Here is a 23,517-nt window from a genome sequence, read left to right on the forward strand (position 1 = left end):
AAATGAAAGAATCATTTATCTCATTATGTACAACCAACCAGATTTAGAAGAACTTGAACTTTCGCCAGTATCAAAAATGTAATAGTATGTACCAGTTGGTAATACATTTCCATTAAAAGTACCGCTAACATTTGCGTCTCCTTTCCAGTCATTTTTATATCCTGTTGTTTGATAAACTAGGTTTCCATATCTATTGTATATCTCTAATTTGTTGTTAGGAAAACTTTCTGCACATTTGATATTGAAAAAATCGTTTGAACCATCTCCGTTAGGGGTAAATTCATTATAGACAGTAAAACATTCATCTCCAGAAACGCTTAACACACATTTTTCAACTAATAAATCCATAGACTGGGAACTAGTCAAATTACAAATAGCAGTATTTGTATAACTCACTGTTATGGTATTTGTCCCTAGTTGTGTCCAAGCAACAGTTATTGAAGAATCATTAGCACCACCACCACTAATAATTTGAGCATTATTACTCACAGTCCATTGATAATTACTCATACCAGTTTCAGTATTGTAAGTAATCTCATCAAATGCACAAGTTGAATTAGAAGTCGTATTTATTGAAGCAGGTTGCGTTGTCAAGAAACTTACTGTTACCATTAAACGATTAATAGTTGAACATCCAGTTACAGAATCTGTAACACCTGCATAATAAGTCATTCCATCAACTAAAGGAGTTGAAGATGCTAAAGGATTCCCTCCTGAAGCAGCATCATACCAAATAACATTAGGTTCATTAACTTGTAATGAGGCAATTGTTGGATTTGAAGATTCACAAAAATCTTGAGTTGTATCGTTAGTAGTAGGTGTTGGAGCTGCATCCAAATTAGCTGTCACCGCCAAACGATTTGTTGTCGTACATCCTGTTACTGGATCAACAATTCCCGCATAGTAAATTTCACCATCTACTAGTAAAGTACTTGATGGTAATGCGTTTCCTCCAGTAGCTGCATCATACCAAACTACATTAGGTTCATTTGCTTGTAATAAAGCAACTGTTGGATTAGATGATTGACAGAAATTTTGAGTGGTATCATTTGTAGTTGGAGTTGGTGCACTATCTAAATTTGCAGTCACGGCTAAACGCACAACACTAGAACATCCAGTACTAGGATTAGTAATACTAGCATAATAAATCATACCATCTATCAATAAAGTACCAGGAGAAAGTATATTACCTCCCGTCGCCGCATCATACCAAACAACATTAGGTTCGTTAACTTGTAAAGAAGAAACTGTTGGTGGTGTAGGTTGACAAAAGTCTTGAGTAGTATCATTTGTAGTTGGTGTTTGACCATTGTCTAGGTTAACTGAAACTGCTAATCTTATTATTGATTCACATCCTGTTGAAGGATTAACTATTCCAGCATAATAAATCATCCCATCAATTAAAGGAGTGCTAGATACTAAAACATTTCCGCCATTTGCAGCATCGTACCAAACAACATTAGGTTCATTTACTTGCAATGACGCAACTGTTGGATTTGTTGATTGACAGAAATCTTGTGATGTATTATTTGTCGTAGGTGTATTTGCAGGATCTAAATTAACTGTTACAGCTAAACGTACATCACTAGAACAACCAGTTACAGGATTTGTAATACTTCCATAATAAATCATACCATTAATCAAAGGAGTATTTGTTGCTAAAACATTTCCGCCATTTATAGCATCATACCAAACAACATTTGGTTCATTCACTTGTAGAGATGCAACTGTAGGATTTGATGATTGACAAAAATCTTGAGTAGTATTATTAGTTGTTGGAGTCGGAGCATTATTTAAATTAGCTGTAACTGCCAAACGATTTATACTAGTACAACCTGTCGATGAATTTGTAAGACTAGCATAGTAAATCATACCATTAATCAAAGGAGTATTTGCTGCTAAAACATTTCCTCCATTTGGAGCATCATACCAAACAACATTAGGCTCATTTACTTGTAATGATGAAACAGTTGGGTTTGATAATTGACAAAAATCTTGAGTCGTATCATTAGTTGTTGGAGTAAGTGTCTCATTAACCTGAACTGATACTGCTTTTAAGTTTCCTGAAAGATTTGGACAGCTCACATCACTGCTCATTGAAATATAATAAGTATAAGGACTTCCAATAGTACTTAATCCTGAAATCGTTAATTGCCCAGCAGAATTAATTGTATAGGTTGCTCCTCCAAATGTTCCATTTATAATAGGCTGAGAATAATCATTTGTAAAATACCAACTGAAGACTGGGTTACTTAAAGCTGATACAGGCTGAATTACTGCGTTAGATCCTAAACAAATTTGTATATCGTTTGCATTAATATCATTCGCTACTGAAAAAGGTAATATCGTAAAAGTAATTGAAGCTATATCTGGCTGAGTTGATTCACAAAACTGAGTTGAACTTATACCCACAAAATAAGTATATGTTCCAGGTACTAATCCTGTTAATTGAAGAGTATTGGAATTTTGACCTGGAATTAAAATCTGATTTGTTCCATCGAAACTGTACCAGTAATATACAGGATTTGTAATAGGTGGAGTGCTATTAAGCTGTGCAGTCAACAAAACATCTCCACTTGTGCTACAAATTGTAGTATCTGTATCTGAGTTAATTAATATATTTGAGATTAATCCACTAGGAGAAGTTCCTAGAACTATCACTGTTATTTTTGTTCTAGAAAGTACTTCACAACCTCCTCTAATTGGCTGTACATAATACACATATGTTCCTGCAGGTAAATTTGAAGGCAATGTATATGAATTACCATTGGCTAAAATTGTTCCTCCAAATTCACTATCATACCATCTGAATGATGTACACGCATCTCCAGAAATCGATACTGTACCTCCCTGACAAATTTCAATGGTTGTTTCATTACCTCCCACAACACTAATATTAGCTTCACGTTTTACATAATTAACCTGTAAAAAATCAAGCATGTTTGCAGCACCACCTAATCGTATTTGAACTCGATCGTAAGTAGGCAATTGTGTATTAGAGATAAAAATAATTTCATCATTATCAATAACTTGTATTGTTGCTGCTGAGCTACCTGCCACCATTAAATTTCCCACAGGAGTATTACCCATATAACATTGTACTGTAAAACCTGATAAAGCTGAAACTGTAAGTGCAGTGCCTGGTTTTGTTAATTTAATTTTTAAAACATCAGTAGGTTGTGAAGCCGTTCTAAATTTTACAGTTAAATCTGAAGCTGATAGAATACCTACTCCATTATACATTGTTGCGTAACTGTCATCATCATTATCTACTGCATTCCATGGATTAACAACACTTGTTGTACTTGTTAGAGCTCCAACACCTAAATCATAAGTCCCATAAAATATATCTTCAACATCGCCAGTATTGCAAATCAGAGGATTAGCCACTCTTGTATAATAAGCTTCATAAACTCTTGCATTTTGAACAACACCTGCTGCAGATCCTACAATAATTCTGACCCCATCATAAATTTTTGGCCCTGTATTGTCTGAAGGAACAAATGTGTATTCAAAACTATTTTCTCCAGATAATAAATCAACTAATGTACCTGATAATGGCTGGCTTGTCCCTATAATTTGTGGAACTCCACCTCCATCTCTTTTGGTTGCTACAACTGAAATAGCTCCAATTAAAGCTAAACCACTGTATTCTGTTCCTAATTTTACCGAAAGTGGTGTCCCTGCTGCAATAGAATTGTTCCATTGTAGTGTTTGCCATGTTGTACCCACACCAAGTACTCCCAAGCCACTACTAATTGTTGAATGAGTTTGCGGATTATGATCAACTGCTAGTGCATCATTCAAAACGGTTCCAGTAACAATTGAGGCTGAACTTTGTGTATCGGCATATACTCTTTCTGTAAAAGTGGTACAATTTGCAGGATTATTAACGACAATAGTTACTATCGCACTAACACTACAGAGTCCATTGCTTGCTACTGCTGTAAAAGTATATACTCCTGCTTGAGAAAAAGGGCCAACAGTTGAAGAGGCAAGAGCTACACCATTAGCATCATACCAAGTAACTGTTGCATTTGAAGTAGCTTGTAATGTTACACTATCACCAACATTAATTACATAACTATTAGGATTAACTGTTAATTGTGGTACAGAATTTATGGTAACAACAACAGTTTCCTCTGATGATGCACAAGGTACTCCTACCACCACTGCTTGTATATAATAAGTTCCGCTAATCTGAATATTATCTACCTGATCTAGGGGTATTACATTATGATTACTATCTAAAAAAACATAAGTCGTATTACCTGATGAATCAAAATTAAGTATAGCATCTCTCAAATTCACAACTCCACATCCTGTTAGAGTTGCAGACACATCTAAATCAACTTGAGAAGGAAAAATTACATCAACAGGTAATAATGTATTTACAAGATTTTCACACATGCCATTAACTTCAATAGAGATATAATAAGTTCTAGGTGTGTTTGTTGCATTTAACCCACTAATGGTAAGTGAACCCGTTGAAGAATCTTTAACATAAGTAATTCCTGCATGACCTGAAAATCCTGTAGTTATTTCGGTAGTTTTATTTTGATCTGTATAATAATGAAATTCACTATTAGCAATAAGAGTAGTTGGACTTAATACCGCAACACCTGAGCAACTTGCAGTTACTGGACTAGGAATACTAATATCACTGGCAACTGGAAGAGTAGTGAAAGTAACTGTTACTGCTGTTCGTGATGAAATTGCTGGACATCCAATTTTTCTTGCCGCTACATAATATGTAGTTGTTGCATTTAAAAATGGAGTAGTAAAACCAACATTGTAAGCCGTTGTAGCTATAGGAGTTGTACTATTAGGACTATCATACCACAACAATTCATTTCCGCTATCTGTTTGGGCATATAAAGTTACTGATTGAGGACCACAAATTGAAACATTCTGTGAGCCAATAGCAATTGTAGGTGGTCCAACCGACTTATATACATCATATATTCGTAATCCTTTAGCTATATTTAATTGAACTAATGATGACAAAGTAACTTTTATTCTATCGAAAGATTGACCTGGAGTAATAGGAATAGTTACGGTTTGTCCATTACTTAATAATCCTAATAAATCTAGATCAAGTATTGTTCCAACATCTAAAGTATAAACTACATTAGTTCCATTTAAAGCTTCTATTTTAAGGCCATCTGACAATCCTAAATTTAAAATACTAGGATTATCAAGTCTCATTTTTATATGAACTTGATCTGTAGGTAAAGAAACATCATTGAAATAAACCGTTTGACTTAATGTACCTGCAGCGGCTAGGATTCCTAAACTTAGGTGGGAATAAGTATTAACATCAGGATCGATGGCCCATTCTGGATGATCTACCTCAGCCCCTCCTAAACCAATCAAATCTAAAGTTCCACCAGTTCCATCAAAAGATGTAGCAAATGCAGGAGAACAGCTATCGGTTCCAGTAGTATAAAAAGCATAATATACTCTCATACTGTTTGAAGTTCCCAACAAAACTGCATTAGTATTATCTGTTATTTCTATTCTATTATAAGGTAGATTAGGAGTAATCGCAAAATAGAAGTTTCCACTGGCATCTCTAATTAATCTACCTGATTCATTTGAAAAATTGTTTTGACTAGAATAGGTACTTATTACTGTCGTATTATTTTTGGCACTTACAGTAAAAAAATGATTTCCTAAAACTAAAGTCCCCAATAAATCTGCCAAACTACTTCCAAGATTTCCACCTATTAGAGAATTTAAAAGATCTTGATCAAAATCAATTCTTACATAAGTTGTTTTTCCTGCTGGTATTACAGTTGGAAATTGTAACTCTATTTTTCCACTATAGCCACCAATTCCTACAGCAACTCCTCCGTATGAATTTAATGTAGCGAATGAATTGTCGTAGAGTGTTGCGTTAGTCGGATTTGTAACATGATCTGAGGTGACCAGTGAACTTGCATTTATGTAATTGATTTGTGCTTTCAAATCTGTTTGCAGAAACAGAAAGACTGAAAGACAAAAAACGAGGATAAAGTTATCCTTATTGGTAAATCTCCTATTCATAAGCAATAATTTAAATGTTCAACTTTATATATTGTGTAAAAACACGTGTTGGTACTTTGCTTAAAAAAGTTTGATAAATACTATTTACATTTCAATACTATCCCAAAAAATAATTTGAGAAATTAGAACGTCAAATTGAGTTCAATAAATAGATTTATACATTTAGAAAAAAGAAGAGAAATTAAATTTTTGTAGCCTTTTTCTTAAATAAATTTAACTCAATATTTAAGAAAAATTTTACGGAAAAACCGTAATCTCGACAAAAAGAATAATAAAAACGACAAAACAATGCAATGGGAAGTGTTATTTTCATTGGCATCACTAAAATTGGTGAGGGAAATTTTAACTTTTTTAAAGCAAAATGCGATTAATTAATTTTGATCATTTAAAGTAAAAAACTAATCAATTTTTTTCTTAAATTAGTATAAATTTTCCTACTTTTTAAGAAAAGGAATCTTGTGAATAATTTAACCAATTATAACACATGGAAGAAAATGCCACTAATAAAAAGCTTAAACATTCACCAAACGCTTTCATACTGCTTTTTGTGATTTTTCTCTCGTGTGCCTCCTTGATATTTCTTAATTATTATACTATTAAAATTTTATCATCAAGTAGAGCTTATGTTAATGGAGAATCACATTATTCTAAAGCTCAAAAAGATGCTGTACGACATCTTATCATTTATTTATATACCTACAATTCAAAACACTGGCAACTGTTTTTAGAAGAAATGAAAGTTCCTCAAGGTGATGGAAAAGCTAGAATAGGCTTACTAGACAACGCAAGCGAGATAAGTATTAAAGAATCATTTACAATAGGTCGCAATAGTCATAAAGATTTAGATGATATTATTTGGCTCTTTAATAATTTTAATTCAATCCCTTTTTTTGCTACAGCAATAAAAGAATGGGAACAAGGAGATTACTTAATTGAAAAGCTTTTCCAAACTGGAAAAAAAGTAAACCAAAAAATTACAACTCATAGTTTAAAAAATGAAGACAGACAAACGATTCTGATGGAAATAAACGAGATCAGTGACAAATTAACTATTAACGAACGTAATTTCTCAAATACTCTTGGAGAAGGCACTCACATGATTAAAAATTATTTAGTCTACACTAATATATTTTTCATTCTAATAATTATAAGTACGGTAAGTATTTATTATTATTCTATGATAAAGAGATTAATTATATCTAATAAAAAAATTGAACAAAAAAACTCAGAGCTTATAATTGTTAATAAGGAGCTTGACAAATTTGTATACAGTGCTTCACACGATTTAAGATCACCTATAACATCTTTGAAAGGATTAATTGAAATAGCCATTGACGAAGACAATATTGATGAAATTAAAAACTATTTGAATTTAATGAATACAAGTTTAACTAGACAAGATCAATTCATTAGTGATATAATTGATTATTCAAGGAATAAGCGTTTAGAATCTCATAATGAGGCAGTAAATCTAAACGAAACTATAACTGAAATCATTGATCAACATAGACATATTAAAGAAGTAAAAGAGATAGAGATCAATAAACAAATTGATTTGAATGAAGTGTATTCAGATCGTTTACGATTAAAAATTATCTTGAGTAATTTAGTATCTAATGCAATTAAATACTCAGACAAAGAGAAAAAATCAAAATTTATAAATATAAAAACAACAAAAGAAGGTAACCAGCTTAAAATTGAAGTAACAGACAATGGTATAGGAATTAAAAATGACTTACTGCATAAAGTATTTGATATGTTTTTTGCAACCAATAGTAATTTGGGTTCTGGATTAGGTTTGTACATCACTAAAGAAGCTGTAGAAAATTTAAAAGGGTCTATTTCTGTAGACTCTACTATCGAAAAAGGAACAACATTTTTTGTCAAAATACCATTACGATATGAAAAGTGATTATGTATTTTTATTAATTGATGACAATTCAATTGATCAATTGGTAACTTCCCAACTTTTAAAAAAAGCTGTAGGAACTGCAGAAATAAACATTGTAAATAATGGTTTAGAAGGTCTTAATTGGTTAAACACAAATTACAACAAATTAGAAAAAACATTAATTATTCTTTTAGACATTAACATGCCTATTATGAATGGTTTTGAGTTTTTGGCACAATACAACTCATTCCCTGAAAGTCTAAAAAACAAAACTCAAGTCTTTATGCTTTCATCTACATTAAACAACAATGATATAGAACAAATAAGATGCAATCATAGTGTAAAAACTTTACTTAGTAAGCCTCTTTCTGTAAAAAACTTTGAAGAGTTCATATAAATTAATTAATTGAATATTTTAAAAATACTGTAACAAAACAATTGTTAAATCGTCATATTTTAATCAATCGAAAAACAATTATTTTGGAAACAATCTTAACAATCACAAACCTAAATAAGGTTTACAATAAGTACGTTCATGCTGTTAAAAATTTATCGCTAGAAATCCATAAAGGCAATGTATATGGCATCCTTGGACCAAATGGATCAGGAAAATCAACTACTTTGGGAATTGTTCTTAATGTTGTCAATAAAACTTCTGGTGACTATCAATGGTTTGGGGGTACAATGCAAACTCATGATGCATTAAAAAAAGTTGGAGCAATTATCGAACGCCCTAATTTTTACCCTTACATGACTGCCAAAGAAAATTTAGAGTTAGTCTGTAAAATAAAAAATATTCCTTTTACTAAAGTTCAGGAAAAATTAGAAATTGTTAGATTAACCGAACGAATGAATAGCAAATTCAGCACGTTTTCTTTAGGAATGAAACAGCGTTTAGCAATAGCTTCTGCCCTACTTAATGACCCAGAAATTTTAATTCTTGATGAACCTACAAATGGTTTAGACCCACAAGGAATCCATCAAATTAGAGACATCATACGATTAATCGCTTCTCAAGGAACAACAATTCTATTGGCTTCACATTTGTTAGACGAAGTTGAAAAAGTTTGTTCACATGTTTTGGTTTTAAGAAAAGGTGAAATGTTATATTCTGGTACAGTAGATGGTATGACCAATAAACAAGGATTCTTTGAATTAAAAGCTAAAGACAATATCCAACTAGAATCTGTTCTAGAAAATCACCCATCTGTTGAAAAAATTACTGAAGATGATGGAAAACTATTGGTTTATCTAAAATCTGATCTTGCTTCAGAAGAACTAAATCAATTTTTATTTCAAAAAAATATTGTTCTACAACATTTAGTGAAACGCAAACATAGTTTAGAAGCCCAGTTTTTAGAATTAACAAACAATCATCAATCAAATTAACATCATCAATCAAAATGAAACGATTACTCTCAATAGAATTTCAAAAAATCTGGAAAAACAAAGCCAGTAGAGTCTTAAGTATAGCATACTTTGTCATATTATCATTAATAGCTCTTATAGCTTCGATAAAATTTGACCTTGGTCCTATCAAAATAGACTTGGCCGAAACTGGAATTTTTAATTTTCCTTTTATTTGGCACTTTAACACTTATATAGCTGCTATTTTAAAGTTTTTTCTCGCTGTTGTTATTGTATCGATGATGGCAAATGAATACAGTTATGGTACATTAAAACAAAACCTTATTGATGGAATGAGTAAGGAAGAGTTTATAAAATCAAAATTCCTTACAGTTTTAGCATTTGCTGGTATATCGACAATTTTTGTTTTTGTTATGTCACTAATATTAGGACTTTCATTTTCATCTTATAATGAATTTTCAATCATTTTTTCCGATTTAGATTATCTCCTAGCCTATTTTGTTAAGCTCGTTGGTTTCTTCTCATTCTGTTTATTTTTAGGGATTTTAGTAAAAAGATCTGCATTTGCTTTAGGGTTTTTATTGATTTGGAGCATTTTTGAAAATATTGCTTATGGATTATTAAAATTCAAATTATTTGACGGAAGCGAAAAAGTGGATACAGCTTTTCAGTTTTTTCCATTGGAGTCTATGTCTAGTTTAATTGTTGAACCTTTTACCAGATTGTCATTTGTAAAAACGATTGAAAATCAAATTGGTGTAGACAATTTGAAAAATTACAGTGTTGATTACCTTTCAATATTCATAGTATTAGGATGGACAGTTATTTTTATATTTTTATCATATAAAATTCTGAAAAGAAGAGATTTGTAGTATCTTTGCACGCCCAAATGATAAAACTACATGGAATCATTTTTAAAGTTGATTACTCTATTAAGCTTTGCTATTAGCAATGCACAATACATTCAAGTTGATGATACATATACTGCACAACAACTTATTCAAAATGTTTTTGCCAGTAATGGTTGTGGTAATGTTTCTAATATAGTCGTTTCTGGAGGTAATTTTGGTACAGAACAAAGCTATGGTTATTTTAGCCAAGGAACGAGTAGTTTTCCTTTTGCAAATGGAATAGTATTGAGTACCGGAAAAGCTGTTTCTGCTATTGGACCAAATACTGGGAACTCAAGTGAAGGAGCAACATCTTGGGGAGGAGATGCTGATTTAGAACAAGCAATTGGTGTCAATAATACAATCAATGCAACAGTAATCGAGTTTGATTTTATTCCTTTTACAAATAACATAAGTTTCGATTATATTTTTTCATCAGAACAATATTTATCAAATCCATCAGCAAATCAATGTGGTTATACTGATGGATTTGCTTTTTTATTAAAACCTGTTGGTTCATCCTCTTATCAAAATTTAGCACTAGTTCCAGGAACAAATACCCCTGTAAGCGTAAATACAATTAGAGGTGCTGGTACAATTTGTCCTCCAGCAAACGAAGCTTATTTTGACGCTTTTAACGGTTTCAATAACCCAACAACATTCAATGGTCAAACAAAGATTTTAAAAGCAACATCAGTCGTTACGCCAGGAACCACATATCATATTAAATTAGTTATAGCAGATCAAGGAAATAATTTATATGATTCAGCAATATTTCTTGGAGGAGGCTCATTTCAAAGTAGTACAGATTTAGGTCCAGATCACTTAATTGCAACTAATAACCCATATTGTGCTGGAGAAAACATAACACTTAATGCCACTCAACCGGGAACAAATACTTATAAATGGTTTAAAGATGGTGTTGATACAGGTATCACTACCCCAACATTTATAATAACTGACAATAACAATTCAAACGAGGTAATTTATTCAGTAGAAGTATTAATTAATGGAGCTTGTCTTTCAACTGGCGAAGTTAAAATACAATTTGCTTCACTTCCTAATATAAACAATCAAACATTAGTTCAATGTGATGATGACAATAATGGAAATGCAACTTTTAATCTGACTAAATTAGATGACTTAATTAAAAATGGAGATACGTCATTAGGAAATGTGACTTACTATGAGACAATTGGTGGAAGTGCAATAACTAATCCTATTTCTTATCTGAGTATTCCAAAAACTATCTATGCTGAAGTAGCTAACTCTAACGGATGTAAATCGACTTGTCAAGTAAATTTACAAATCGCAAACAACCCTGTTAACTCTCCTATTACTTATGAAAAATGTGATGAAGATGGCACTAAAGATGGAAAAACTACTTTTGACTTAAATACCGAAGTAACTCCCGTTGTTCTTAATGGATTACCTTCTGGTTTAACTTTACAATACTATTCATCAGAAGTTGATTTGGCTGATGAGAATAATGCTCTTCAAAACAATTTTATAAATACTACAGCAAATACTCAAACTATCTTTGCTAGAATCATAAATGGTCCTGATTGTTATGGTTTAGTTGAAATAAATTTAGTAGTTAACTATTTATCCCCAACAAACTTTGAAACCGAAACAATTGGAATTTGTCAAGGAATTCCTTTGACTTTAAGTGTGCCAAATATATACAGTGCATATTTGTGGTCCAATGGAGATACATTAAATGAAATAACCATTTCTACATCTGGTAATTATTCCGTTGAAGTTACTGATGCTAATGGATGCAGAGCAACCAAAACTTTTATTGTCACATCATCTGCTCCCGCCAGCAATATCGATGCTCAAATTATTGAGTTTACTGGTAATGAAAATAATTCCATTTTAATTACTTACACCGATAATGGTGGAGATTATGTTTTTTCAATCGATGGTATTAATTATCAAACAAGTCCTCAATTTAGTAATCTGCCAGCTGGAGAATACAACATTTCTGTTAAAGATTTAAATGGATGTCTTCCAACTCCTACTAAAACAATTTACGTGCTTGATTATCCAAGTTTTTTTACTCCAAACGGAGATGGTTACAATGATACTTGGGTAATTAAAAATATAAAATTAAAACCCAACACCGTAATTAGCATTTTTGATAGATTTGGAAAACTACTAAAACAATTCAACTCAAATTCAGAGGGTTGGAATGGTACTTTTAACGGACAAAATCTACCTGCAACTGATTATTGGTTTACTTTGACACTTGCAAACGGAAATATAATTAGAGGTCATTTTACCCTTAAAAGATAAATAACTACCTTTGGGATTTTTGTTACAAAACCCATATGAAATCAAAGTTACTTTTATTAGTTTTATTTACGTCAATCAAATGTTTTTCTCAATTTAGTAAAACACATTATATACCGCCATTATCTAACACTGAAGCCTATGAAACACTAGGTCAGTATATGTATATTTCAACACCTAGTTTAACAGATATTAATTATAGAATTATAGCAATAGGGGGAGCTGTTACAACAGGAACTGTTAGAAGAGATAACCCTAAAACTGTTTTTATTGGAACAGATTCTGACACTCAACTATTAGCAAATGGCCCAAAAGTAAGTACCATTTTAAATAACAAAGGTTATATAGTAGAAGCTGACGATCTAATTTACGTTACAGTAAGATTAACCGCTGCAAGTAACAATCACGCAGGCGGACTAGTATCAAAAGGATTGGCTGCATTAGGAACTCAGTTTCGTATTGGAGCAATGACAAACACTAATGTTGCAACAGATTCAAGACACTACACTTTTGCTGCTATATTAGCTACTGAAAATAATACAGTTGTTTCTTTTAGTGATATAAAACCTGGAGTGATATTAACAAACGATAACACATCAGGTAACACACCTGCAAGCGTAACTTTAAATGCTGGTCAAAGTTATATAATAGCCGCAGAGGGACCTAATCCAGCAAATGCAGATGGTCTTATAGGTGCACTTATTACAGCGTCTAAACCAGTAGCTGTAAATTGTGGATCATATGGTGGTTCTAATGGAACTGTTAATAGCAATTCTGATATTGGATTTGATCAAATTGTTTCTGCTGAAAGAACAGGAACAGAGTATATATTTATTAGAGGTGATGGTGAAAATATTATTGAAAGACCTACAATTATAGCACATGAAGATAATACAGAAGTATTTTTAAATGGTACCTCAACACCTTTTACCATATTAAATGCTGGTCAATACGTAGCTTTAAATGGATCTCAATTTTCTGCTCAAGGTAATTTATATGTCAAAACATCCAAAAAAGTATTTGCCTATCAAGGAATTGGAGGAAGCTCCCAAGCAAATCAAAATATGCATTTTTTACCTCCTTTAAGTTGTGAAACTCCAAAAGCAATAAACAATATTCCTTTTATCAATTCAGTTGGACAAAATCCAAATTTTGCCGGAACAGTATGCTTAGTAACTGAGACAGGTGCTACTCTAGATTTTACAATCAATGGAACTAATTATTCACTAACAAATCTTCCAACAGGTATTGTAGCAAATGGACCTTTTAATGTAAATGGAAATACATTATACCAAACCTATACTATTAACGGACTAACAGGAAATGTTTCTGTTTTCTCAAGTAAATCTGTATATTTATCTTATTACGGATCTTCTGGGGCTGCAACATATGGAGGATTTTATTCTGGGTTTACTTTCAAACCAGAAATCTCTTTCAACAAAATAGCTCTAACGTCTTCTAATTGTATTCCAAATGTTAAATTAGGAGTAAATAGCGTTACTTCATTCGATACTTTTGAATGGTTTTTCAATGGAGCAATAATTCCAGGTGCAAATACAAATGAATATACCCCAACTCAGCCCGGATATTACAAGGTAAGAGCTAGTATTTCAGGTTGTGGGTTACCGTTTGAGTCTGACGAAATACCGGTGAGTTCTTGTCCTACAAATATTGACGGAGATTTAGCTAATGATAACATTGATATAGATAATGACAACAACGGTATTTTAAACTGCGTTGAATCTTATGAGAATCAAGACATTAACATTTCAAATCCAAACACAGGAATTGTTTCTGTTGGGACTTACAACAACACTTTTAGTGGAGTAATTACAAATTCATTACCCAATTCCACAACTCCATTTGTTGGGAATTCAAACGGTAGTTTTGTAACAGAAATATTAGCTGGTAAAGGATATTATGTTTCTTATAAACAAACATTTTCTCAACCTATTAATATAACTTTAGAATATCCATTAACTGCTAATGCAAATGATCTATTAAATGCAAATGCTGAATACATTGTAAATGTAGATACTAACAAAACTGTTACTGTTTTAAACCCAACAAATCAATTATTAATTGACACTAATTATGACGGTATTTATGAAAGTGGTGTAACAGAATTCTCTTCTTTTGAAATTAGATTTAGATTAAATGGCAATATTCCTTTAGCTGCAGGCACTGGAACTTTCAAATTTCAATCTTACCAAACGAATACTTTTAAGATAACACATAAAAATCTTCTAGATACACAAGGAAATAAGTCAACATTTAAATTAACTGCTACATGTGTTCCTAATGATACAGATGGAGATGGAATTCCAGATCAAATTGACCCAGATAATGATAATGATGGAATTTTAGATATCATTGAAGTTCAAGGAAATAACTCACTTACTTTATCTAATGCTGACACTAATGCAAATGGTTTAGACAACGTTTTTGAGCCTGGTCTAACACCTATGGATACTGATTTAGACTTAATTCCTGATTATTTAGATCTTGACTCAGACAATGATGGAGTTACAGATTCAAACGAAGGTCAAATAGACACAGATAATGATGGAATAAAAAATTATAGAGACCTTGACTCTGATGGTGATTTATGTAATGATGTAATAGAAGCTGGATTCTTAGATGGAAATAATGACGGAATATTAGGCTCGATAACACCACCTATTGTAAATCAAAATGGTTTAGTTACTAGCGGTGTTGGATATTTTGTTCCAAATCCAAATTATATAAATTCAGCCCCTATTGAAATTACCCAACAACCTCAGACAAATCCAGCTTGTGAATTACAAACAGCTACAATAACAATTGCTGACAATGGAGGAAATACTTATCAATGGCAATTGTCTACTGATAATGGAACTACATGGAATAATTTAGCAAATAATGCTACATATACAAATGTAACTACTAATACATTATCAGTAAACAATATTACCAATGTAATGAGTAGCTACTTATATCGAGTTCGTTTAGATAAAATAGGAAATTCTTGTGGATTATTATCTAATGAAGTTTCATTAGATATTCTTCCTTTACCAGTAGTGAATTCTCCTATTTCAATAGTACAGTGTGATGATGATCTTGACGGAATTACAACAGTTAATTTAACTGTTAATAATTCTCAAATTTCAGCAAATTCAGCCACTCAAACCTTCGAATATTATTATACACAAGCTGATGCTCAAAATGAAATTACTGCTTCAAAAATTACAAATCCTACGGCTTATGTTAATAGTAGTTCACCAGGAGCATTTACTTTATGGGCAACCGTAAAAAATGCTAATGGATGTTTTGAAGTAGTTCAAATTAATGTGCAGATTGTTACAACACAAATTCCTGCTTCTTACACAAAGACTTTCAATCTTTGTGATGATTATATTGATGCAACAATTAATGTCACTGATGGTTCTGATGGATTTACAAAATTTGATGTATCCTCTGTAACAGATGATTTACAAACTAATGTACTACCAGCAGGAACCTATACAATTAAATATTACAGAAATGTTGCTGATAGAGACTCTCAATTAAATGAAATTGTAGATCCATCAAACTTTAGAAATGATATTCCAAATGTACAAGTAATTTGGGCTCGTGTAGATAGCTCAGTAAGTAATGCATGTTTTGGTTATGCTAAAATTAATTTAGTAGTTAATCCTTTACCAAGTATTGACTTAACTGCTCAAGAGTATATATGTTCAGATAATCCATCAATCATTAAAATACTAACAGCAGGAATAAACGATGGAAGTTCTACAGCAAATTACACTTACAAATGGGTTAAAGACACTGTTGAAATAATTGATCAAACAGGTCCGACACTACAAACAAATCAAGAAGGGATATATACAGTTGAAGTAAAAACAAGTTTTGGCTGTCCAAGAACTAGAACTATAACTGTAACAAAATCTAATTCGGCTGTTTTTCTTGAAACAACTGTCATAGATTTACAAGAGGAAAATACAGTAACAATTAATGTTACTGGAGATGGTAATTATGTATATAGTTTAGATAATGAACTAGGACCTTACCAAGAAAGCAATACCTTCTACGATGTTTCTCCTGACATTCACACAGTTTATGTAAAAGATTTATACGGATGTCCTACTTCTGAAAAAACTGTCAATGTTGTAGGAGCTCCTAAATTCTTTACACCTAATGGTGATGGGTATCATGATCATTGGAATATTATTGGGCTTAGTAAAATCTATAATTCAAATGCTAAGATTTATATTTATAATAGATTTGGTAAATTATTAAAACAAATTAGCGCCACAGATCAAGGCTGGAATGGAACTTTTAACGGAATACCGCAACCAGCTGATGATTATTGGTATACTTTAGAATTAGAAAATGGACGTACTGCAAAAGGACATTTTGCTCTTAAACGATAAAAAAAATCCCGAACAATGTTCGGGATTTTTTTATTTAAAACATCAAACATAATTTTTTGAAAGAAAAAACGTATTTTTATTAAAACGTTTAACCAAAAAATAAATTATGGAAATTATCGTAACATTAATTATTGGCGCTATTGCAGGTTGGCTCGGCAGTCAGGTTTTCAGAGGAAGTAGTTTAGGACTAATTGGTAACATTGTAGTTGGAATACTAGGAAGCTTTGTTGGTTCATGGATATTAGGCAAACTTGGCGTTAGCATTGGCGGGGGATTAGTAGGGTCAATTATCACAGGTGCTTTTGGAGCAATCGTAATTCTAGCTGTTCTTAATTTAATATTTAAATCCAAATAACTAATAATAAAAAAGCCACTCGATTGAGTGGCTTTTTTATCATATATAAACAGCTTAAGCTATTTTAAAACGCTTTCTATCATTTTCATTTAAGTAGATTTTACGTAAACGTAATGATTTTGGAGTAACCTCAACATACTCATCTTTTTGAATATATTCTAAAGCTTCCTCTAGAGTGAACTTGATAGCAGGAACGATTCTAGTCTTGTCATCAGCACCAGCAGAACGGAAGTTAGTTAACTGCTTAGTTTTAGTGATATTAACAACCATATCATCTCCTCTAGAGTTCTCACCAATTACTTGTCCTTCGTATACATCTTCGTTTGGATCTACAAAGAATTTACCACGATCTTGTAATTTATTGATTGAATAAGGAATCGCTTTACCATTTTCCATTGAAATTAATGAACCGTTGATACGTCCAGCAATTTCTCCTTTATATGGTTGATATTCTAAGAAACGGTGTGCCATGATAGCCTCACCTGCTGTAGCAGTTAATAATTGGTTACGTAAACCAATAATACCACGAGAAGGAATGATAAATTTAATAATCATACGCTCTCCTCTTGGCTCCATACTTAACATTTCACCTTTACGAACTGTTACGAATTCAACCGCTTTTCCAGAAACATTTTCTGGTAAGTCGATAGTTAATTCTTCGATTGGCTCACATTTAACACCGTCAATTTCTTTGATGATTACTTGTGGCTGACCAATTTGTAACTCATAACCTTCACGACGCATAGTTTCAATTAAAACTGATAAGTGTAATACACCACGTCCGAAAACCATGAATTTATCTGCAGAATCAGTTTCATTAACTCTTAAAGCTAAATTTTTCTCTAATTCTTTAGTTAATCTATCTTTTACGTGTCTAGAAGTAACAAATTTACCTTCTTTACCAAAGAAAGGTGAATCGTTAATTGTAAACAACATACTCATTGTAGGCTCATCAATAGCAATTGAAGCTAAAGCTTCTGGATTTTCAAAATCAGCAACAGTATCACCAATTTCGAATCCTTCTAAACCAACAATAGCACAAATATCACCTGCAACTACTTCAGCAACTTTTTTACGTCCTAAACCTTCAAAAGTATGTAGCTCTTTAATTTTTGATTTAGAAATTGTTCCATCACGTTTCACTAATGAAACATTCATTCCTTCTTTCAAAACACCTCTTTGTAAACGACCAATAGCGATACGTCCTGTAAAAGAAGAGAAATCTAATGATGTGATTAACATTTGAGGAGTTCCTTCAGAAACTTTAGGAGCTGGTACATTGTTTAATACCATATCTAATAAAGGCTCGATATTTTCAGTCTGGTTTTTCCAGTCGTCACTCATCCAGTTGTTTTTAGCAGAACCATAAACAGTAGGGAAATCTAACTGCTCTTCTGTTGCACCTAATTCAAACATTAAGTCAAAAACTTTTTCGTGAACTTCTTCAGGAGTACAATTTTCTTTATCAACCTTGTTGATTACCACACATGGTTTTAATCCTAAATCGATAGCTTTTTGTAATACGAAACGTGTTTGTGGCATAGGCCCTTCAAAAGCATCTACTAACAAACAAACACCATCAGCCATATTCAATACACGCTCTACTTCCCCACCAAAATCGGCGTGACCTGGAGTATCGATAATGTTGATTTTAGTTCCTTTATAAGTTACCGAAACGTTCTTAGATGTAATTGTAATTCCGCGCTCGCGTTCAAGGTCATTGTTATCCAAAATTAAATCACCTGTGTTCTCGTTTTCACGAAACAACTGACAGTGATACATGATTTTATCAACCAAAGTAGTCTTACCGTGGTCAACGTGCGCAATAATCGCAATATTTCTAATTGATTCCATGTGTTTTTTTTTGTGGTGCAAAAGTACGATTATTTTTTACATAAAAAACATTTTTAATTCAAGAGCTAAATACTTAACAATTAAGACATAATAATTAAACAAAAAGACTACCAATATGGAGCATAAATAATACTTAATCAAATGATTTTATTTTTACTTTTATAAAAAATTAGAAGAATTAACTTACATGCAAGCCAATAACATAACCGAAGTTATTAAAATCCTTGACATCATTGTTGAAGAATGCAAAATCACAAATAGTCCTTTAGGGTATTTTGCAGTACTATACAGAAAAGTTACCATTAATGTAAAAGATGGTATTATAAATAATCGATTTGAAGATAATAACAGAATGGAAAAGCTTGATGTACTTTTTGCTAATCGTTATTTCAAAGCGTATTTTGACTACAAGAAAAACAAAACAATTTCTAAATGCTGGAGAATTTCATTCAAAGCTATCGAAAAGAATCATTTAGTTTTACAACATTTACTCACAGGAATAAATGCACACATAAACTTAGATTTAAGCATTGCAACAGTTGAAACGGTTGACAACTTACCTATTCAGAGCATCAAAAAAGATTTTGATCAGATTAACCAACTTTTATCAGACATGGTTGATGAAGTAAAACAAAACATGGGAGCTATATCTCCTATTTTTAAGTTACTAATGCCTCTTGCAAAACAATGGGATGATAAACTAATTCAATTCAGTATTGAAACCGCTAGAGATGGAGCATGGTTATTTGCAACTGATTTAAGCCAGAATCTAGACAAAAGAGAGGAATTATTTATACAAAGAGATTTAATAATAGAAAATCTTGGCTTTAAACTCTTAAATCCTAAAAAAACATTACAATGGCTACTTAATGTGATACTATTTTTTGAAAGCGGTTCGGTAAAGTCAAAAATTGAAACTTTAGAAAAGAAAATATGACATTATAAAACAAAAAAGCCTTGCATTTGCAAGGCTTTTGAGTAAATTTTGAACACTAATTTGAATTATAAAGCAGCTACGTGTTTAGTCAATTTTGACTTTAAGTTAGATGCTTTGTTATCGTGAATAATGTTTTTCTTAGCTAATTTATCAATCATTGAAATAACGCTAGATAATTTTGCAGAAGCTTCAGCTTTATCAGTTGCTAAACGAATTGCTTTAATAGCATTACGTGTAGTTTTGTGCTGATATCTGTTTAAAACTCTTTTTTTCTCGTTACTTCTAATTCTCTTTAAAGCTGACTTATGATTTGCCATTTTCTTTTAATTTTAATTGTAATAATTATTTATAAACTATCAGTTAAAAAAGAAAAACCTCCCACAATTACATTTGCAATCACTTTGGTTTTAACTAATAAAATAAATCTTGAGACACTAAGAGTTTATTTTATAAAACTTATTTACAACTAATTTTGTAGCCCGTAAGGGAATCGAACCCTTCTTACCAGGATGAAAACCTGGCGTCCTAACCGATAGACGAACGGGCCATCTATACTTTTATTTCAGTATTTCAAAATTTGTAGCCCGTAAGGGAATCGAACCCTTCTTACCAGGATGAAAACCTGGCGTCCTAACCGATAGACGAACGGGCCATTTACTTACTCTAAGTCTCTTTAAGAGCGCTCATTTCTGTAATGCGAGTGCAAAGATACACCTATTTTTTATTTCTGCAAGAGCACTCGCAAATTTTTTCAATATTTTTTCACTCAATTTTAGTAAGCCTTTGCAAATAAGACTCTTCCTGTTGAAGGTTTTCCTGTAAAAACACAAGTTCCTGTTTCCTCTTTTCTATCTAAAGGAATACAGCGTATCGTTGCTTTTGTCAACTCTTTTATTTTTTCTTCAGTTTCTGCAGTACCATCCCAGTGAGCTGAAACGAATCCAGCTTTTCCTTCTAAAACCTTTTTAAACTCATCAAATGAATTTACTTCAGTAACATGTGTATTTCTATAATCTAAAGCTCTTTCAAATAAATCCTTTTGAATTTGCTCTAATAATGCTTGAATATGACTTGCTACTCCTTCTGCTGCAACCACTTCTTTTGACAAAGTGTCACGACGTGCAACTTCAAAAGTTTTATTTTCTAAATCTTTTGGACCAACAGCAATACGAACTGGCACTCCTTTTAACTCCCACTCTGCAAACTTAAATCCTGGTTTCTGAGTTGTTCTATCATCAAATTTTACAGTAACACCTAATTTTCTGAATTGAGCCATTAAATCTTTTACAACTATAGAAATATTCTCCAATTCCTCATCTGATCTAAAAATTGGCACAATAACCACTTGAATTGGCGCTAAATTTGGAGGCAAAACTAATCCATTATCATCTGAATGCGTCATAACCAATGCACCCATCAAACGTGTAGAAACACCCCAAGAAGTTCCCCAAACATGTTCTTGCTTACCTTCTTGATTAGCAAACTTAACATCAAATGCTTTCGCAAAGTTTTGTCCTAAAAAGTGTGAAGTCCCTGCTTGTAATGCTTTTCCGTCCTGCATTAACGCTTCAATGCAATACGTTTCATCTGCACCTGCAAAACGCTCTGTTTCTGTTTTCACACCTTTTACAACTGGAATTGCCATAAAGTTTTCAACAAAATCAGCATATACATTCATCATTTGAACTGTTTCATTTAATGCTTCTTGTTTAGTTGCATGAGCAGTATGTCCTTCTTGCCATAAAAACTCAGCCGTTCTTAAAAATAAACGTGTACGCATTTCCCATCTTACAACATTAGCCCATTGATTGATTAATAGCGGTAAATCTCTATAAGATTGAACCCAATTCTTATAAGTACTCCAGATGATTGCCTCACTAGTAGGACGAACAATTAACTCCTCCTCAAGTTTAGCATTTGGATCCACCATTAATTTCCCAGGTTTATCTTCATCATTTTTTAAGCGATAATGAGTTACAATGGCACATTCTTTTGCAAATCCTTCAGCATTTTTTTCTTCAGCTTCAAACATGCTTTTTGGTACAAATAATGGAAAATAAGCATTACTATGCCCTGTTTCTTTAAACATTCTATCCAATTCTGCTTGCATTTTTTCCCAAATCGCATACCCATAGGGCTTGATTACCATACAACCTCTAACACCAGAGTTTTCAGCTAAATCAGCTTTGACAACTAGCTCGTTATACCATTTAGAATAATCTTCTTCGCGTTTTGTTAAGTTCTTGCTCATATTGAATAGTTTGGCACAAAAATTGTTTATATTTATACTTCAAATAGTTTGGCAAAACTAACTATTTTTGTGTTGTCCAACAATAAAAACTCAATAGAAATGAAAACTTACTACTTTTCTTTTAAAAATAGAATCCTAGTATCCCTTGTTGGATTATTAGGACTAACAGTAGTTTCTTGCGGTACTTACCAAAATAAATCTTATTACGATAATGATGGGATTTATGGTGGCGAAAAAAGAGAAACTACACAAAATGAGAATTCTGCTGTTGAAAATCCTTCAGCCAACAAATACAAAGAATATTTTGCAGCAAATGCAAACAACTACAGTACTGAAAACACAGAAGTTTTCACCGATGTAGAAGGATATTCCAGCGATACAAATGACACAATAAAAAAAACCGAGAGTAAAAGTTATGCTGGCTGGGGTGAAAACAACAGCAATGTAACTATTAATTACTACGACAATAATTGGGGATGGAACTCAGGTTGGTATTGGCAAAGTTATTGGGGCTACAGACCATGGCGTTCTGGAATATATTTAGGTTGGAATTCATGGAACTACGGCTGGTACGACCCTTACTGGGGATATGCCGGATATTACGGCCCTTCATGGGGTTGGTATAATCCATATTACTATGGTGGTTATTACGGATATCCATACTATTATGGTAGTGGTTATTACGGAAGAAATTACGCTTACGGGCACGAAACTAGAGGATCATCATACTATAATGACAGATATAATTCTAATGGTTATTCACCTGGAAGGAGATCCTACGCTTCAACAAGTAATGGAATTTCAAATTCACCTAGAAATTATACACCTAGACCAAGAAGAGGTGAATCTGACAACAGTATGATTAACAACACCCCAAGACCTAGAATTAGTAATCCTAGAGGAAATACAGAAAATGACAATGTAAATCCAAGACCTAGAACTTCACCTAGAAGTTATGATGATATAAACACTCCTAGACCAAGAACCGAGAATCCCAAAGGTACAGAATACAATACCCCAAGACCTCGTATGGAGAGCCCAAGAAGTTCAGATTACAATACACCAAGACCACGTACAGAAAGTCCTAGAAACTTTGACACTCCAAGAAGTTTTGACACACCTCGATCTTCAGGAGGAAGTAATGGAGGTGGTTCTTTTGGCGGTGGCGGAAGAGGTGGTCGCAGAGGATAAATAAAATCTACACAGCCTATACTGC

Annotated in this window: 13 protein-coding genes, 2 tRNA genes and 1 pseudogene; 10 read left to right on the forward strand and 6 right to left on the reverse strand. The window is 32.5% G+C overall.

Annotated elements, in window-relative coordinates; all coding sequences use genetic code 11:
* Positions 1–15: 15 nt before the first annotated feature.
* Positions 16–5,970 carry a gliding motility-associated C-terminal domain-containing protein gene (locus BUC09_RS05000; RefSeq protein ID WP_073309298.1) on the reverse strand — a complete coding sequence of 1,985 codons (5,955 nt, stop codon included), beginning with the start codon at positions 5,968–5,970 and terminating at the stop codon, positions 16–18.
* A gap of 562 nt (positions 5,971–6,532) precedes the next feature.
* On the opposite strand from BUC09_RS05000, the gene BUC09_RS05005 reads away from it, so the two are divergent.
* The 8 genes and pseudogenes from BUC09_RS05005 (at position 6,533) to BUC09_RS05035 (ending at position 17,259) form a co-directional block, all read left to right on the forward strand.
* Complete coding sequence (locus tag BUC09_RS05005; RefSeq protein ID WP_073309300.1) at positions 6,533–7,960, forward strand: sensor histidine kinase; 1,428 nt, start codon at positions 6,533–6,535, stop codon at positions 7,958–7,960.
* A complete protein-coding gene (locus BUC09_RS05010) occupies positions 7,950–8,336 on the forward strand; it encodes a response regulator (RefSeq protein WP_073309302.1) in 387 nt (128 codons plus the stop codon). The genes BUC09_RS05005 and BUC09_RS05010 overlap by 11 nt, the downstream gene beginning before the upstream one ends.
* An 83-nt stretch (positions 8,337–8,419) precedes the next feature.
* On the forward strand, positions 8,420–9,328 hold the full coding sequence (locus tag BUC09_RS05015) for an ABC transporter ATP-binding protein (protein ID WP_073310376.1): 909 nt from the start codon (positions 8,420–8,422) through the stop codon (positions 9,326–9,328).
* 14 nt (positions 9,329–9,342) lie between these two features.
* Positions 9,343–10,179: an ABC transporter permease gene (locus BUC09_RS05020; protein WP_073309304.1), complete on the forward strand. Its 837-nt coding sequence runs from the start codon at positions 9,343–9,345 to the stop codon at positions 10,177–10,179.
* A gap of 30 nt (positions 10,180–10,209) precedes the next feature.
* Positions 10,210–12,495, forward strand: a complete 2,286-nt coding sequence (locus BUC09_RS05025; RefSeq protein WP_073309306.1) for a T9SS type B sorting domain-containing protein — start codon at positions 10,210–10,212, stop codon at positions 12,493–12,495.
* Positions 12,496–12,653: 158 nt separating this feature from the next.
* Positions 12,654–13,850 (forward strand): annotated as a pseudogene (locus BUC09_RS15000) (IgGFc-binding protein); the annotation flags it as partial.
* A gap of 1,602 nt (positions 13,851–15,452) precedes the next feature.
* Complete coding sequence (locus BUC09_RS15005) at positions 15,453–16,904, forward strand: T9SS type B sorting domain-containing protein (RefSeq protein WP_394333001.1); 1,452 nt, start codon at positions 15,453–15,455, stop codon at positions 16,902–16,904.
* Between the two features lie 106 nt (positions 16,905–17,010).
* Complete coding sequence (locus BUC09_RS05035; RefSeq protein WP_073309310.1) at positions 17,011–17,259, forward strand: GlsB/YeaQ/YmgE family stress response membrane protein; 249 nt, start codon at positions 17,011–17,013, stop codon at positions 17,257–17,259.
* Between the two features lie 54 nt (positions 17,260–17,313).
* Here BUC09_RS05035 and typA read toward each other — a convergent pair whose 3' ends face one another.
* Positions 17,314–19,113 carry a translational GTPase TypA gene (typA, locus tag BUC09_RS05040; RefSeq protein WP_073309312.1) on the reverse strand — a complete coding sequence of 600 codons (1,800 nt, stop codon included), beginning with the start codon at positions 19,111–19,113 and terminating at the stop codon, positions 17,314–17,316.
* A 187-nt stretch (positions 19,114–19,300) separates the two neighbouring features.
* On the opposite strand from typA, the gene BUC09_RS05045 reads away from it, so the two are divergent.
* Complete coding sequence (locus tag BUC09_RS05045; protein ID WP_073309314.1) at positions 19,301–20,050, forward strand: DUF5995 family protein; 750 nt, start codon at positions 19,301–19,303, stop codon at positions 20,048–20,050.
* A 65-nt stretch (positions 20,051–20,115) separates the two neighbouring features.
* Here BUC09_RS05045 and rpsT read toward each other — a convergent pair whose 3' ends face one another.
* The 4 genes from rpsT to proS form a co-directional block, all read right to left on the reverse strand.
* Positions 20,116–20,367, reverse strand: coding sequence for a 30S ribosomal protein S20 (gene rpsT / locus BUC09_RS05050; RefSeq protein WP_073309316.1), 252 nt, complete (start codon positions 20,365–20,367; stop codon positions 20,116–20,118).
* A gap of 158 nt (positions 20,368–20,525) precedes the next feature.
* Positions 20,526–20,597 (reverse strand) — tRNA-Glu (locus tag BUC09_RS05055).
* 33 nt (positions 20,598–20,630) lie between these two features.
* Positions 20,631–20,702: transfer RNA gene (locus BUC09_RS05060), tRNA-Glu, on the reverse strand.
* Positions 20,703–20,822: 120 nt separating this feature from the next.
* The gene (gene proS / locus BUC09_RS05065; RefSeq protein ID WP_073309317.1) at positions 20,823–22,301 is read right to left on the reverse strand and encodes a proline--tRNA ligase; all 1,479 of its coding nucleotides are present in this window, start codon (positions 22,299–22,301) and stop codon (positions 20,823–20,825) included.
* A 99-nt stretch (positions 22,302–22,400) separates the two neighbouring features.
* On the opposite strand from proS, the gene BUC09_RS05070 reads away from it, so the two are divergent.
* The gene (locus BUC09_RS05070; protein WP_073309319.1) at positions 22,401–23,492 is read left to right on the forward strand and encodes a hypothetical protein; all 1,092 of its coding nucleotides are present in this window, start codon (positions 22,401–22,403) and stop codon (positions 23,490–23,492) included.
* Positions 23,493–23,517 lie beyond the last annotated feature (25 nt).

It is taken from the genome of Flavobacterium terrae (assembly GCF_900142035.1).
Lineage (GTDB): Bacteria > Bacteroidota > Bacteroidia > Flavobacteriales > Flavobacteriaceae > Flavobacterium > Flavobacterium terrae.